We start from the raw sequence: 13039 nt of genomic DNA, 5'->3' as shown, positions 1-13039 counted from the left end.
AGGACGCGAGGCTTCAGCCCAGCAGACCGCCCAAGGCGATGCCGGCTAGTCCCGCGATCAGGCAGACGATCAACATGACCGCGCCAAGCCCTGCGGCGGCAGGCCTGCGGCCGGCGCGCACGAGCCGGGCCAGTTCGACGCTGGCGGTGCTGAAGGTGGTGAACCCACCGCAGAAACCCACCCCGGCGATGGTCTTGACATCCACTGGACCGCCCACCGCGATCCAGCCGGTCAGTACGCCGAGCAGCAGCGACCCGAGCGTGTTGATGATGAGCGTGGCCAGCGGCACCGGCCCGTGGACCCGCTCGGTGAGGAAACCGTCCAGCATGAAGCGGGCGCCGGCGCCGAGCCCCCCGAACACCGCGACTCCCAGCGCGATCATCGCTGGCCTCGTTCCGCGATCCCGACCATCCGGCGAGTGCCCAGCATCGCCAGATAGGCGGCCACGAAACCCAGGACGACGCTGCCCACCGCGTAGCCCGCCGCCGCGATCGGATGATTGGTCTCGCCCAGCCGCACAGTCTCCAGCGCAAAGGTGCTGTAGGTGGTGTAGCCGCCCAGCACGCCGGTGCCGAAGGTCAGCTGGAGCACCCGCCGCCGCTGTTCATTCGAGATGATCAACGCCAGCAACTCCGACAACAGGCCCAGCAGAAAGGCGCCCGAGATGTTGATGCCGAAGGTGGCCCACGGCAGCAGGTGATCTCCGGAGGCCGCAAAGGCATTCTCTATGGCATTGCGGACCGCTGTGCCGGCGGCGCCGCCGAGCATGACCAGCCCGATCAGCTGGGGACGCAGATGGGGTGGACGCGCGGGCGAAGGGGCAGGGGTGGCTGTCATTCCAGCGGAATCTTCCAATCGACGACAGAGGTAGGGATCATCAGCACCGGACGGTGCTGATGATGGGCCAGGTGCCTGCCTAGGGTGCCCTGCAGCAACCGCTTCACCCGGCCACTGCTTCCCGGGCGTCGAGTACCGATGACGATCATGCTGGCGTCCACCGCGCGGGCCAGATGAGTCAGGGCGCGGTCGGCGCGTCCGGCCAAGTAGCGGAACTCCCACTCGATGGGTGCCTCGCCCAGCGTCTTGTGCACGGCAGCGACCAACTGGTCCCGCCGGGCCTGCCAGATCTCGTCGCCGGAGAAGTCGGGATCAAGGCCGCCGTGCTGCACAGTGCCGTCGGGGAACTCGCGTTCGGTGATCCGCTGTGGGTCGGCGTAGGCGAAATACACCTTCGCCTTGAGGGTCTCGGCGAGTCGGGCGGCGGTGACGACGACGATGTCCGGCTGGCCCGGTTCTATGCCGACCACCAGAGGATTCCCGGCGAATGGCGTGATGCGCTCGATGGCCGGCTGTGGAGTCGTGTTCATTGTTCCAGCATGCCCCCGTCTGCCCGGAGATGACCGGCGATTGCCCGGGCTACTGCGCCCGGCTGCGTAGAACTGATCTCGACCGGCTGCCAGCCGAGATCGCGGCAACGACCACTGGTGACCGGGCCCACCGCGAAAACCGTGAAATCGCCCGGTGGCTGCGGAACCAGGTTTGCCAACGCAGACGCGGCGCTGGCCGACCGCACCACGACCCCGCCCAGACCATCGAGCGCGGGCAACCGGACATCACGGCGAGCCACGGTGCCGTAGATCGCTGCCTGCTGAACCTGCCAACCTGCCGCAGTCAACCCGTCGGGCAGCACCCGCCGGGCCCGGGCCGACGCCGGCAGCAATGCGGTACCGGGGGTCTGCTCCAGCAGAAAACCGAGCATGTCCTCGGCACTGATGCCGGACGGGATGATCGTCCGGTCTCGGGCGGCCGCCGGCAACGACGAGGCGGTCTTCGCGCCCACGGTGGCCACGTTCAACCCCCTGGCCAGCGCCTCGGTCAGAACTGAGTCCAACTCAGTGACCGCAATCCGCCATCGCTTCCAGGTGCGTGGCGAGGTGACGACCAGCCAGGTTAGTGAGTCCACCTCACTGAGGCGATGTGCCAGCGCGCGCGCCGGCCCGCTGTCCGCGACGGGGACGATCTGCAGCAGCGGCTCGGTCACGGATGCGATGCCTACCTCCGCCAGAGCGCCGGCGTCCGCCTCGTTGTGGTCGGGGCGGATGAGCAGCAGGGGCTTCATGACATGTCGGCGGCAAGCTGGTCGCAGACCGCCGCGCCGAGCTGGGTCGCCTCGCCGGCGATGGTGACGCGCCCGGCGCGTGAGATCCGGCTGTAGACGATGCCGCGATGATTGCTGACCTCGACGGTCAGCTTTAGCTCATCTTTGCCGATCCAGGTGGCCAGGGCGCCCACCGCCGTGGTGCAGGTGGCGCCGATCCCGCTCAGCACCGAGCGTTCTGCGGTCACCTCGAGCCGGGTCGCCGGATCATCGATCGCTGCCATCTGGGACCCGAGTTCGCCGGTACGGCACTCCACCGCCAGCGCGCCCTGAGCCGGGGCGGGCAGCACGATGCCTGCATCGATGAACTCGGTGACAGCTGCCTCGCGCCCCAACCGCTGCAAGCCGGCGGCTGCGAGCACGACGGCGTCCACGTCGCCGTCGCGGACCTTGCGCAGCCTGGTGTCGACGTTTCCCCTAATGGGCACGATCTGCAGGTCGGAGCGCGCGCGCAGCAGCCCGGCGACCCGTCGGGGGCTGGACGTCCCCACCCGCGCGCCGCGGGGCAGCGCGTCCAAGGACAGCCCATCGCGGGAACACAGCGCATCGCGGGGATCGGCGCGCGGCGGTATCGCCGCCACCGAGAGCCCGGGCAGCGGTGCGCTCGGCAGGTCCTTGAATGAGTGGACGGCCAGGTCGACTCGGTCGTCCAGCAGGGCATCCCGCAGGGCCGCCGCGAACGCGCCGGGCCGCGATGGCGCGTCGAGGGGAATCGAGACGTCATCGCCTTCGGTGCGGACGATCACCAGTTCGACCGCGCGTCCGGTGGCCGCGGTGATCGAATCGGCGACCAGCTGTGATTGGGTGCGGGCAAGTAGCGAACCGCGGGTGCCCAGCCGCAACGGTCCGGCCGTGGGGCCTTGGTCGGTCATTGGTCGACCTCGATTCCGAAGACCCTTTCCAGCGCCGAGGTGAACTCGCCGAGATCGCCGTCCTGGGCTGCCGCTGCCGCGCGGACGGTCGGTTGGTGGAGGACCGCATTGGCCACCCGGCGCAGCGAGCGGCGGACCGCCGCTGCCTCATCGGGTGAACCGTGCGCCGTTACTGAGTCGATCTCATGAGCGACGATCTGGTTGACATAGGCACGGACCGCGAGAATGGCCGGGTCGGCCAGCCGGGCACGTTCGGTGCGCAGATAGTCGTCCACCGCCTCGTCGATCAGTTCGCGGGCCCGGTGCAGCGACTCCACGTGATCGGTGGGGGCGTGTTCGCCGACGACATCAAGATCGATCAGGTCGATCCCCGGTGTCATGGCCAACTCGGGCGAGACATCGCGGGCCAGCGCGAGGTCGACCACGGGCAGCGGGCCGACGCTGGCGGCCCGGGCATCGCTGACCTGACGAGCGGTGATGCGGTTCGCGCGGCGCCCGCGTCCACTGCAGGCGACCAGCACCTGGGCCAGCGCGAGCGCGTCCGGCAGCCGGTCATCGCCGACCGGATTGACCGGATGCGTCTGGGCGAACGCCGTGGCCCGTCCCGACGAGGAGTAGACGAAGACCTGCGCGCCGCGACGAATCAGGTCGGCGGTCACCACGCCCGCATAGGCCCCGGTGCCGACCAGCAGCGCTCGCCGGCCGGCCAGATGACCGTGCCGGGTCTCCACCAGATCGAGGGCGACGGAGGCTACCGAGCGTCCCATCGCGCCTAGTGCGGTGGCGTTGGCGATGGATTTCGACGTGCCCAGGGCCATCCGGAAGAGCCGGTGCAGCGCCGGACCGGCCTGCTCGGAGTAAGCCTGCAGGGAGCTGCGCACCTGGCCGGCGATCTCGGATTCGCCGACGACCATCGAGTCCAGCCCGCAGGAGACCTCGAAGAGATGCTGCACGGCATTGCGCAGACCGTAGACATCCATCACGCCGACCAGATCACCCGCACCGGCTTTGGTGAGCAGATCACGGGTGAGACGAACGGTCTGATGGAAGTTCTCGGCGTCGATATACAGTTCGCACCGGTTGCAGGTCGACAGCATGATCAGCCCGCTGACACCGTGGGATGCGCGCAGGCTGGCGCTCGCCTGCTCGGCGCAGGCGGCGAACTGCGTCAGATCGTCGCTGGCCACCTGGTGGTGGCTCAACCCCACTGCGAGTACCGGCACGGGCCCTAGCGTATATCTTGAATGCTCAACGGGCAGCGGCAGTCTGCCGCTGGCCCAGTCGGTGGCGATGCCTGGTCCTGATGGCCATCAACAGGCCTCGACAGCGATCGCGGCTCCCATGCCGCCGGCGATGGCGATGGCCGCCAGGCCGCGTCCACCTCGTCCTTCGCGCACCAGCTGGGTGAAGATCCGGGTCAACAGGACGGCTCCGGTGGCCGCCCACGGATGTCCGAGGGCCAGCGCGCCGCCCTGCACGCAGTTGCGCTCATCGGGGATGCCGATCTCGTCCAGGCAGGCCAGGATCTGACCTGCGAACGCCTCGTTGCACTCCACGACCTCGAAGTCGTCGGGACCAAGACCCGTGCGCTCGTAGAGCCTTCGCACGGCCGGCACCACGCCGATGCCCGGACGCGCCGGAGTGCCGCCGACGGTCACCAGGTCGAGGATGCGCAGTCCGCCGATGCCGAGCCGGGCGTGGGTGTGCGCGTCGGTCATCAGCACCAGGGACGCGCCGTCGTTGACCCCACAGGCGTTCGCGGCGGTCACTGTGCCGCCTGGCCGGAAGACCGGACGAAAACGCGCCAGCCGCTGCTGGGTGAAGCCTCGCCGCGGCCGTTCGTCCGTGGTGACACCGGCGATGGGCACGATCTCGTCGTCGAAGACCCCGGCATCGATCGAGTGCACCGCTCGCTGATGAGATCGTGCCGCGTAGGCATCCTGCCGCGCGCGGCCGATCCCGCATTCCTCGGCCAGCAGGTCCGCGGCCAACCCCATGCCCGGGTCGTCGAAGCGCTCCGGGACGAAGGGCGCCCGGGTGAACTCCTCAAGGCCGCCCGGGGCATCGGCCGAGGCAGCCGGCCAGAAGGTGCGCGGCTGCGTCGATGCCGATTGCGCGCCGCCGGCCAGAATGAACCCCGGATTGAGCGCCAGCGCACCGCGGGCGCATTCGACGGCGGCCAGCCCCGCCCCGCATTGCTGGTCGACGGTCAGCCCGGTCACCTGCTGGGGCAGCCCGGCGTCCAGCGCGCAGTAGCGGGCCAGATTGCCGCCGGGTCCGCGCAGGTTTCCCAAGATGACCTGGCTGATCGCGGCCGGCTCGGGACAGCGGGCGGCGAGTTCGGCGATCAGCGGTGTCACCAGCTGATCGACTGTCACATTCTTCAGGCTGCCGTGCTCGGTGCCGATCGGCGTGCGCACGGCATCGATGATGACCGGACTGCTGCTCATGAGTGCTGTTCCTTCGAAGTCGCGTGGTGCCCGCGGATCAAAGCCGCCAGGGCTGAAGTATCGATCTTGCCGGCGGCGGTCAGGGGTGGCTGTTCGACCACTGCCCAAGCCCGCGGACGCTCGGCCGGGCCGAGATTGCGCTGTGACCAGGCGCGCAGCCGCTCGACATCGTCGGGACGGGTGACCGCGCAGCCCAGCACCTGGCCCACCACCGGATGCGGGATCCCCACTAGATAGACCTCGCCGCCGGCAGCGGCCCGCAGCCGGTCTGTCAACGGGGCAAGCTCGACGGTCGCGCCACCGGTCGTGATGGCGCCATCGCGCCCCTGGACGTGCAGCCGGTCGCCGTCCAGCCGGCCGTGATCGCCGATGCCGGCGAAGCCGTCCGCCGAACGCTGCCACGATCCCACCGGAGTGCCGGGGGCCGGGCCGTCGGACAGCCACGGCGAACGTACCCAGATGCGTCCGTCGATGATTCGCGCCTCGACCCGGTCGAACAGCCGCAGATCCGAACGGCAGCTGCCCCACGCCACCAGCGAGAGTTCGGTCGCGCCGTAGTAGTGCTCAACCCGCAGTCCCTGCGCACGAGCCTCGTCCCGCAGGTTATCGTGCAGCCCGTCGCCGGCGACCAGCACCACGAGCCCAGGAGACAAGAGCCCAGAACCCAGGGCCCGCCCAAGCCCGGACGGAGTCAGCGTGCAATGCGTAGCCCCGGCAGGATCCGGCGACCACGACGCCCCGGCGGCGTCGGCGAGGCAGGCGGCGAACAGGTTCATGGTCGCGCTGAGCGGTCCCGGGATGTAGAACCTGCCGGCGGACGACAAGTCGAGCCGCGCCGCGGCGAGGCCGAACGAATCCACCCAGGAGGCGGTGCTGCGCACGATCGTGCGGGATTGGCCGGTGGTCCCCGAGCTGTGCACGGCGATCGGTCGCCGCGCCGCATGCGCGGCCCAGAACGCCGCGACCGGCTCGATTGCGGCAGCCACATCGACCGGCGTATCGGCGGTCGGGTTAACACTGTTCAAGGGATTCATCGTCCCCGATCCTAGAACCTGCGAAGAAGCGGGCGATACCCGCGATGCGGTGGGGATCGCCCGCCGGCCGGCGTCCGGGGTCGGCAGACACCACCCGCGCATTGTCGCCGTTCAGCCCGGGGCGGTAAGCTGACCGCGCCGGTCAGATACGACCGGAGCGAGTGCCAAGCGAAGCCGGTGAGATTCCGGCGCTGTCCCGCAACGGTGGTCCGCCCTGCTGCATGCCCGAAGCATGCGCTACGCGCGGCAAGCCCGGTCGACTGGCCTTCGCGTTCCTGCAGATCAGGTCCCCCGGCTGAGGGGATCGCAAGGAGTCGAATTGAGCGAAGCCGCCCAGCCCACGACGCGCCCCCACATCCTCTTCGGCATCGGGGTCGGCCCCGGTGATCCCGAACTCATCACCGTCAAAGCGGTCAACGCGCTGCGCCACTGTGAACGCATCCTGGTGCCCGCCACCGAAGCGAGCGGCTCCGGCGCCGGACGAGCCGAGACGATCGTGCTCGCCGCCTGCCCCGACGTGGCCGAGCGCATCGTGCGTATTCCGTTCTCGATGGCCGACCGCACCGGTGTGACGAAACGGCGCGCCGCCTCGTGGCAGGCCTCGGCAGATCAGGCCGTGGCCTCGTTCGATGCTGGTGCCACGACCATCGGCTTCGCAACCATCGGGGACCCGTCGGTCTACTCCACCTTCAGCTATCTGGCCTCATCGGTGCGCGAGAAGGTTGCTGATCTGCGGGTCGAGGTCATCCCCGGCATCACCGCCATGCAGGCGCTGGCCGCGGCCAGCCGCACCCCGCTGGTCGAAGGCGACGAGGTGCTGGCGCTCGTCCCGCTCAAGAGGGGCATCGAGCCACTGCTGAAGGTCGCCGAGGTGGCCGACACCTGCGTGGTGTACAAGGCCGGACGCTATCTGCCCGAGTTGCGGGCGCATCTGGCCGAGATCGGCGACGACGCCGTAGCAGGAATCGACGTCGGGCTGCCCGCGGAGCAGATCAGCGCGGTCAGTGAACTGGACAGCGCCCCCTACTTCACCAGCGTGCTGTGGCCGGCCAAGCGTGGCGGACGAGGAGAACGGCTGTGAACCAGCAACCAGCGGCTGAATCAGACGCCACCGAGCCGCAGGCCGAAGGCCGCGCCCAGTACACGGTGATTCCACCGGCCGGCGGTGAACCCGGCCAGGGCAAGGTCGTCTTCGTCGGCGCCGGCCCGGGCGCAGCCGACCTGATCACCGTGCGCGGTGCCCGGACGATCGCGGCCGCCGACATCATCATCTGGGCGTCGTCCCTGGTCAACGCCGAGATCGTGGCCGACCACAAGCCGGACGCGCTGTTGGTCGACTCGGCGTCCGCCTCGCTCGAAGACATCACCCCCCTCTACGAGCGGGCCCGCGACGAGGGCCTGCTGGTCGCTCGCGTACACACCGGCGACCCGGCCATCTACGGCGCCACCGCCGAACAGCGCGAACTACTCCGCAGGCTCGGCATCGCCTACGAGTCGATTCCGGGTGTCTCGGCCTTCTCCGCCGCCGCAGCCCGCTCCGATGTCGAGATCACCTTGCCGGAGGTCTCGCAGTCGTTGATCCTCACCCGGCTGGAGGGCGGCCGCACGCCGATGCCGCCGCGCGAGAGTGTCCGCGAATTCGCCGCCCACGGCACCACGATGGCGCTCTACCTGTCCGCGGCGCGCAGCCACACCCTGCAGCGGGAGCTGCTGGCCGGCGGCTATCCGCCGGACACCCCGGTCATCATCGGCCACCAGGTGACCTGGCCCGACGAGGTGATGGTGCGCTGCCGGCTCGATCAGTTGGCCGCCACCATGAAAGAGCACAAGTTCTGGAAGCACACCGTGATCCTGGTCGGTCCCGCGCTGGCCGAAACCCCGCTGGCCAAGCGCAGCCATCTCTACCATCCCGGTTTCCGGCACGAGTACCGCGATGCCGACCCGGTCGCCGCGCGCGAACTTGCCGAGAAGGGCGCCCAGGCATGATCACCGTCTACGGTTACATCGGCGCCCCCAGCGCCGGACTACGCGAAGCCGTCGCCGGTGCCTCCCTGGTGGTGGGCGGGCAGCGGCACCTCGATGCGCTCGGTGTGCCGGACGATCGCCGCATCGTCCTGGGCCGCATCGGGCCTGCCATCGACGCCCTCCAGGAGCTGCCTGCCGAGGATCGGGCGGTGGTCATCGCCTCGGGAGACCCGCTGTTCTACGGGGTCGTGCGGCGCATTCGCGCGGCGGGGCTGAAGGTGCGCGTCGTCCCGACGGTCACCTCGCTCCAACTCGCCTTCGCCGCGGTCGCGCTGCCCTGGGACGACGCCCTGCTCGTCTCGTTGCACGGCAACGATCCGGCGCCGGCACTCGAGGCGCTGCGCACCCATCCGAAGGTGGGCCTGTTGACCGATGGACGCACGGGTCTGCCGCAGATCGTGGCCGCCACCGCCGGCCTGGGACGCAGCTATGTGCTGGCCGAACGGCTCGGTGAGCACGACGAACAGGTCCGCGTCCTCAGTGAGGAACAGGCCCGCGTGGTGACCGACATCGCGCAGCCGAATGTGGTGCTCGTCCTCGCCCACCACCCCGACGATGCCGCCGCCATCGGGGAACAGACAGCGATCGCCGGGGGAGCCCGGCCGGCAGGAGCCGAAGCGTGAGCCAGCCCATCATCGGCCAAGTGGCCACCACCGCCACAAGCCAGGCCCGCGCGGAGGCCATCGACGCATTCCTCGGCACGACCCACCGCTACACAACATCGTCGGCCGAAGGCCTCCGGCAAGCCTGGGACGAATGCGATCTGATCATCAGCCACCTGGCGCTCGGCGCCACCACCCGCCTGATCGCCGGCCTACTCGCCGACAAGAAGACCGATCCCGGCGTGGTCGTGATCGACGAGGCCGGACGATTCGTCGTCCCCCTGGTCGGGGGACATGTCGGCGGCGCGAACGAACTGGCCCGGCGGATCGCGGAGGGTCTGGGTGCCACCGCGGTGCTCACCACCGCGACCGACGCGCTGGGGCTGCCCGGTCTGGACACGCTGGGCTGGGAGACCACCGGTGACCTCGCCGGGGTGACCCGTGCGGTGATCGACGGACGCCCGGTCGCGCTCGTCCGCGAGCACCCGTGGCCGCTGCCCGCGCTGCCCAGCAACGTCACCGAGCCCGGGGTCGAGCGGGTCGAACGGCGCGGGACGCATGTCAAGGTGCTGCCCCCACCGCCCGATCCCCAGGCGCGCATCCTGGTGAGCGATGCGGTGTTGGTGCCCACCGATCTGCCCACCGTGGTGCTGCATCCCAAATCGCTGGTCGTCGGAATGGGCTGCAACCGCGGCACCTCCGTCGAGGACCTGCGCACACTGCTGGCCGCGACGTTTGCCGAGCGCGGCTTGTCCCAGTCGTCCATCTGTGCGCTGACCAGCGTGGACGCCAAGGCCGACGAGCAGGGCCTGATCGCTCTGGCCGCCGAGCTAGGGGTGGATTTCGTCACCTATTCCGCCCCGTTGCTCGCCGGCCTCCAGGTGCCCAATCCCAGCGGTCATGCCGCGAGCGCGGTCGGCACGCCGAGCGTGTCGGAGGCCTCCGTGCTGGCCCACGGCGCCACGCTGATCGTCGAGAAGACCAAGAGCCCGGAGGCGACCATCGCCATCGGCCGTCTCGAGCCGCGCGGGCGGCTCGCCATCGTCGGCCTCGGCCCCGGCGCCGACGACCTGTTGACCCCGCGGGCCCGCCGGGTGCTCAGCGAGTCCGCCATCGTCATCGGCTATCGGCCCTACGTGGCGCAGATCCGCTCGGTGCTGCGGCCCGGCACCGAGATCGTCTCATCGGGCATGGGCACCGAGGACATGCGCACCGCGCTCGGCATCGAGAAGGCCCGCGAGGGACGAAATGTGGCGATCGTGTGCGGGGGAGATCCGGCGATCTACGCGATGGCCTCGCCCACCCTCGAACAGGGCACCGAGGGCATCGACGTCGAGATCGTCCCGGGCGTGACCGCGGAACTGGCCGCCTCGGCGATCCTCGGCGCCCCGCTGGGCCACGACCACGTGACCATTTCGCTGTCGGATCTGCACACCGATTGGGATGTCATCGAGAAGCGTCTGCAGGCTGCCGCCGAGGGCGATTTCGTGGTGGCCATGTACAACCCGCGCAGTCGCTCGCGGACGGCTCATCTGCCGCGGGCGTTGGAGATCCTCGGCGCGCACCGGCCGGCCGGCACACCGGTCGCCGTGGTGCGCGACGCCAGTCGTCCCGAGCAGAGCTACCGCGTGGCGCCGCTGGCAGACTTCGACCCGCAGTGGGTCGACATGCATTCGATCGTGATCGTCGGGTCGTCCTCGACCCGCATGATGCCTACCGGCGCCGGGGACGAAGTGATGGTGACCCCCCGCGACTACACCTGGATGGAGCAGAGATGAGTTCGTTGGTCATTGCCGCCCACGGCACCCGGCTTCCCGAGGGGCAGCAGGCCTGCCGTGCACTGATCGACCGGGTGAAGACGCTGCTGCCCGGCGTGACGGTCTACGACGCCTACGTCGAGCTCGACACCCCGACGATCGAGGACGCGGTCGCCGCCGCCCTGGCCGAGTCGTCCGACGATCATGTCGTGGTGGTGCCGCTGATGATCGGCACCGGCGGGCACGTCCGCGAGGATATTCCCGAGGGCATCGAAGGCGGACGAGTGCTTGCCGGCAGCGGATCGGTCAGCTATGCCGGGCACCTGGGTTCGGACCCGCTGCTACGCGCCGCCGCCCGCGAACGGATCGCTGCCGCCCTCGGCGAGTGGACACCCGGCCAGACCAGTGTGGTCTTCCTGGGACGCGGTTGCAGCGTCCCCGAGGCCAACGCCGATCATGTCCGGCTGGGCCGGCTGCTGCGCGAGGAGGGCGGCTACGGCGACGTGGTCACCGGCTTCATCCAGATCGCCGAGCCCGACCTGACCACCGCCCTCGACCGGGCCTACGCCCACGGTGGACGCAAGATCGTGATCATGCCGCACTATCTGTTTCCTGGCCTGCTGCAGAACTGGGCACGGGAGCAGTCCGCCACCTGGGCGGCGAATCATCCGGACGCCGAGGTGCGGCTGGCCGACGTGATCGGCGACTGCGACGAATTGGCGCAGACGGTCGCCGACCGCTACCGGTCGGCTGCTCAGGGCTGGATCGGCCCGGCCAGTGGCCCGGCCCCGCAGGTCTACCTGAGCGGCCTCGTGCTGACCGGACGCACGGTACTCATCGCCGGCGCGGGCACGGTCGCGGCCCGCCGGGTCGGCAAGCTGCTCAAGGCCGGTGCCGATGTCCGGGTGGTCGCTCCCCAGGCGAGCGAGAAGATCCGCAGGCTGGCGGACGAGGGACAGCTGAGCTGGACTCAGCGCGCGGTGTCCGAGGCCGATCTGGAGGGTGCCTGGTATGCGCTGGCGCTGACCGATTCCCCCGAGGTCAATGCGCAGGTGGCAGCCTGGGCCGAGCAGCGGCGCGTCTTCTGCGTCCGCGGTGATGCTGCTATCGGCGGCACGGCCTGGACGCCGGCGACCGGGGAGGTCGCGGGTCTGTGGGTCGGGGTGGTCGGTGACCGCAACCCGCATCGCACGGCGCACGCCCGCACCGCGGCCGTCAAGGCTCTCGGCGAGCTCGCCGACTGACCATGGCCGGACCCCGCAAGCTTGTGCTGATCGGAATCGGCGCAGGTAACCCCGAATGGATCACGCTGCAGGCGATCGCGGCGATCCGCGAGATCGACGTCCTGTTCGTGGTTCTCAAGGAGGATCAACTCGATGACCTCGTCGAGGCACGGCGGATCATCATCGAGCGGCACCGCGACGTCCCGCTGAAGACCGTCGAACTACGCGATCCGCCCCGTCCCTGGCAGACCACCCCCGACTATCCGGCCGCGGTTGCCAGCTGGCGAGCTCAGCGGCTCGAATCGTGGAGTGCGGCAGTGGCCGCGGAGCTGCCCGAAGGCGCCAGCGGCGGCTTCCTGATCTGGGGCGACCCCAGCCTCTACGAGAGCACCCTGGCCATCGTCGACAAGCTGGCCGACGCGTCCACCCGGGCCGGGCGTCCGATCGAAGTACAGGTGATCCCCGGCATCAGCTGCGTGCTGGCGCTGGCCGCGGCATTCAAGATCCCGCTCAATCGTCAGGGACGGGCGGTGCAGATCGCCCCTGCCCGGCTGCTGGCCTCAGGCATGCCCGAGACGGTCGACGATGTCGTGGTGATGCTCGACGGCAAGCAGACCTTCGCTCGCATCGACCCTGCCGGCCTCGAGATCTTCTGGGGCGCCTACCTGGGTACCGCAGCCGAGCTCCTCATCAGCGGACCATTGGCGCAGGTGAGGGACGAGATCCTGCGCGTGCGCGCCGAGGCCGCCGAGATGAACGGCTGGATCTTCGACACCTACCTGCTGCGGCGTGATCGCGTTTCGCGCTCAGGCCCCGTCCGTAACTGAGTGCAACTCACTAGTGGCAATCCCCCGATTTCCGCTAGTGTTAACCCATCACGTCACAGTTGCCGCGAGCGCCCGGCGGGGAGGGGCCGAA

At 69.8% G+C, this 13039-nt stretch carries 12 protein-coding genes, 1 pseudogene and 1 riboswitch; of the genes and pseudogenes, 5 read left to right on the top strand and 8 right to left on the bottom strand.

Annotated features, from left to right (window positions below; all coding sequences use genetic code 11):
- Positions 1-13: 13 nt before the first annotated feature.
- The 8 genes from QUE25_RS04885 to QUE25_RS04850 all read right to left on the bottom strand — a co-directional run bounded on the left by QUE25_RS04885 (position 14) and on the right by QUE25_RS04850 (position 6514).
- Complete coding sequence (locus QUE25_RS04885; RefSeq protein ID WP_286268028.1) at positions 14-382, bottom strand: fluoride efflux transporter FluC; 369 nt, start codon at positions 380-382, stop codon at positions 14-16.
- Positions 379-837, bottom strand: a complete 459-nt coding sequence (locus QUE25_RS04880) for a fluoride efflux transporter FluC (protein WP_286268027.1) — start codon at positions 835-837, stop codon at positions 379-381. The genes QUE25_RS04885 and QUE25_RS04880 overlap by 4 nt, the downstream gene beginning before the upstream one ends.
- A complete protein-coding gene (locus QUE25_RS04875) occupies positions 834-1367 on the bottom strand; it encodes a universal stress protein (protein WP_286268026.1) in 534 nt (177 codons plus the stop codon). Before QUE25_RS04875 ends, QUE25_RS04880 begins: the two co-directional genes overlap by 4 nt.
- Positions 1364-2119, bottom strand: a complete 756-nt coding sequence (locus QUE25_RS04870) for a uroporphyrinogen-III synthase (RefSeq protein WP_286268025.1) — start codon at positions 2117-2119, stop codon at positions 1364-1366. The genes QUE25_RS04875 and QUE25_RS04870 overlap by 4 nt, the downstream gene beginning before the upstream one ends.
- A complete protein-coding gene (hemC, locus tag QUE25_RS04865; RefSeq protein WP_286268024.1) occupies positions 2116-3030 on the bottom strand; it encodes a hydroxymethylbilane synthase in 915 nt (304 codons plus the stop codon). The genes QUE25_RS04870 and hemC overlap by 4 nt, the downstream gene beginning before the upstream one ends.
- The gene (locus QUE25_RS04860; RefSeq protein WP_286268023.1) at positions 3027-4253 is read right to left on the bottom strand and encodes a glutamyl-tRNA reductase; all 1227 of its coding nucleotides are present in this window, start codon (positions 4251-4253) and stop codon (positions 3027-3029) included. The genes hemC and QUE25_RS04860 overlap by 4 nt, the downstream gene beginning before the upstream one ends.
- Positions 4254-4340: 87 nt before the next feature.
- Positions 4341-5480 (bottom strand): thiolase family protein, encoded by a 1140-nt coding sequence (locus QUE25_RS04855; RefSeq protein WP_286268022.1) that lies wholly within the window; start codon positions 5478-5480, stop codon positions 4341-4343.
- The gene (locus QUE25_RS04850) at positions 5477-6514 is read right to left on the bottom strand and encodes an AMP-binding enzyme (RefSeq protein ID WP_286268021.1); all 1038 of its coding nucleotides are present in this window, start codon (positions 6512-6514) and stop codon (positions 5477-5479) included. Before QUE25_RS04850 ends, QUE25_RS04855 begins: the two co-directional genes overlap by 4 nt.
- A gap of 126 nt (positions 6515-6640) precedes the next feature.
- Positions 6641-6793: riboswitch (cobalamin riboswitch) on the top strand.
- Between the two features lie 40 nt (positions 6794-6833).
- Here QUE25_RS04850 and cobI point away from each other — a divergent pair.
- The 5 genes and pseudogenes from cobI to cobF all read left to right on the top strand — a co-directional run bounded on the left by cobI (position 6834) and on the right by cobF (position 12948).
- A complete protein-coding gene (gene cobI / locus QUE25_RS04845) occupies positions 6834-7595 on the top strand; it encodes a precorrin-2 C(20)-methyltransferase (RefSeq protein WP_286268020.1) in 762 nt (253 codons plus the stop codon).
- 65 nt (positions 7596-7660) lie between these two features.
- Positions 7661-8500 carry a precorrin-4 C(11)-methyltransferase gene (cobM, locus tag QUE25_RS04840; protein ID WP_286268497.1) on the top strand — a complete coding sequence of 280 codons (840 nt, stop codon included), beginning with the start codon at positions 7661-7663 and terminating at the stop codon, positions 8498-8500.
- A pseudogene (cobJ, locus tag QUE25_RS04830) lies at positions 8497-10910 on the top strand (precorrin-3B C(17)-methyltransferase); the annotation flags it as partial. The gene cobM and the pseudogene cobJ, both read left to right, overlap by 4 nt.
- 5 nt (positions 10911-10915) lie before the next feature.
- Positions 10916-12142 carry a CbiX/SirB N-terminal domain-containing protein gene (locus tag QUE25_RS04825; protein WP_286268017.1) on the top strand — a complete coding sequence of 409 codons (1227 nt, stop codon included), beginning with the start codon at positions 10916-10918 and terminating at the stop codon, positions 12140-12142.
- A 2-nt stretch (positions 12143-12144) separates the two neighbouring features.
- Entirely contained in the window at positions 12145-12948 is an 804-nt protein-coding gene (gene cobF, locus QUE25_RS04820) for a precorrin-6A synthase (deacetylating) (protein WP_286268016.1), read from the top strand.
- The last annotated feature ends 91 nt before the right edge of the window (positions 12949-13039 follow it).

This window comes from Brooklawnia propionicigenes, assembly GCF_030297015.1.
Taxonomy (GTDB): Bacteria; Actinomycetota; Actinomycetes; order Propionibacteriales; family Propionibacteriaceae; genus Brooklawnia; species Brooklawnia propionicigenes.
Note: the sequence above shows the minus strand (reverse complement) of the source record. Positions and strands in the feature narration are given on the sequence as shown.

Coding starts and splice junctions, on each gene's coding strand:
- QUE25_RS04875 (WP_286268026.1), bottom strand. CDS start 1,367: ATGAACACGACTCCACAGCCGGCCATCGAGCGCATCACGCCATTCGCC.
- cobF (WP_286268016.1), top strand. CDS start 12,145: ATGGCCGGACCCCGCAAGCTTGTGCTGATCGGAATCGGCGCAGGTAAC.
- QUE25_RS04870 (WP_286268025.1), bottom strand. CDS start 2,119: ATGAAGCCCCTGCTGCTCATCCGCCCCGACCACAACGAGGCGGACGCC.
- QUE25_RS04825 (WP_286268017.1), top strand. CDS start 10,916: ATGAGTTCGTTGGTCATTGCCGCCCACGGCACCCGGCTTCCCGAGGGG.
- QUE25_RS04885 (WP_286268028.1), bottom strand. CDS start 382: ATGATCGCGCTGGGAGTCGCGGTGTTCGGGGGGCTCGGCGCCGGCGCC.
- QUE25_RS04855 (WP_286268022.1), bottom strand. CDS start 5,480: ATGAGCAGCAGTCCGGTCATCATCGATGCCGTGCGCACGCCGATCGGC.
- QUE25_RS04850 (WP_286268021.1), bottom strand. CDS start 6,514: ATGAATCCCTTGAACAGTGTTAACCCGACCGCCGATACGCCGGTCGAT.
- QUE25_RS04880 (WP_286268027.1), bottom strand. CDS start 837: ATGACAGCCACCCCTGCCCCTTCGCCCGCGCGTCCACCCCATCTGCGT.
- hemC (WP_286268024.1), bottom strand. CDS start 3,030: ATGACCGACCAAGGCCCCACGGCCGGACCGTTGCGGCTGGGCACCCGC.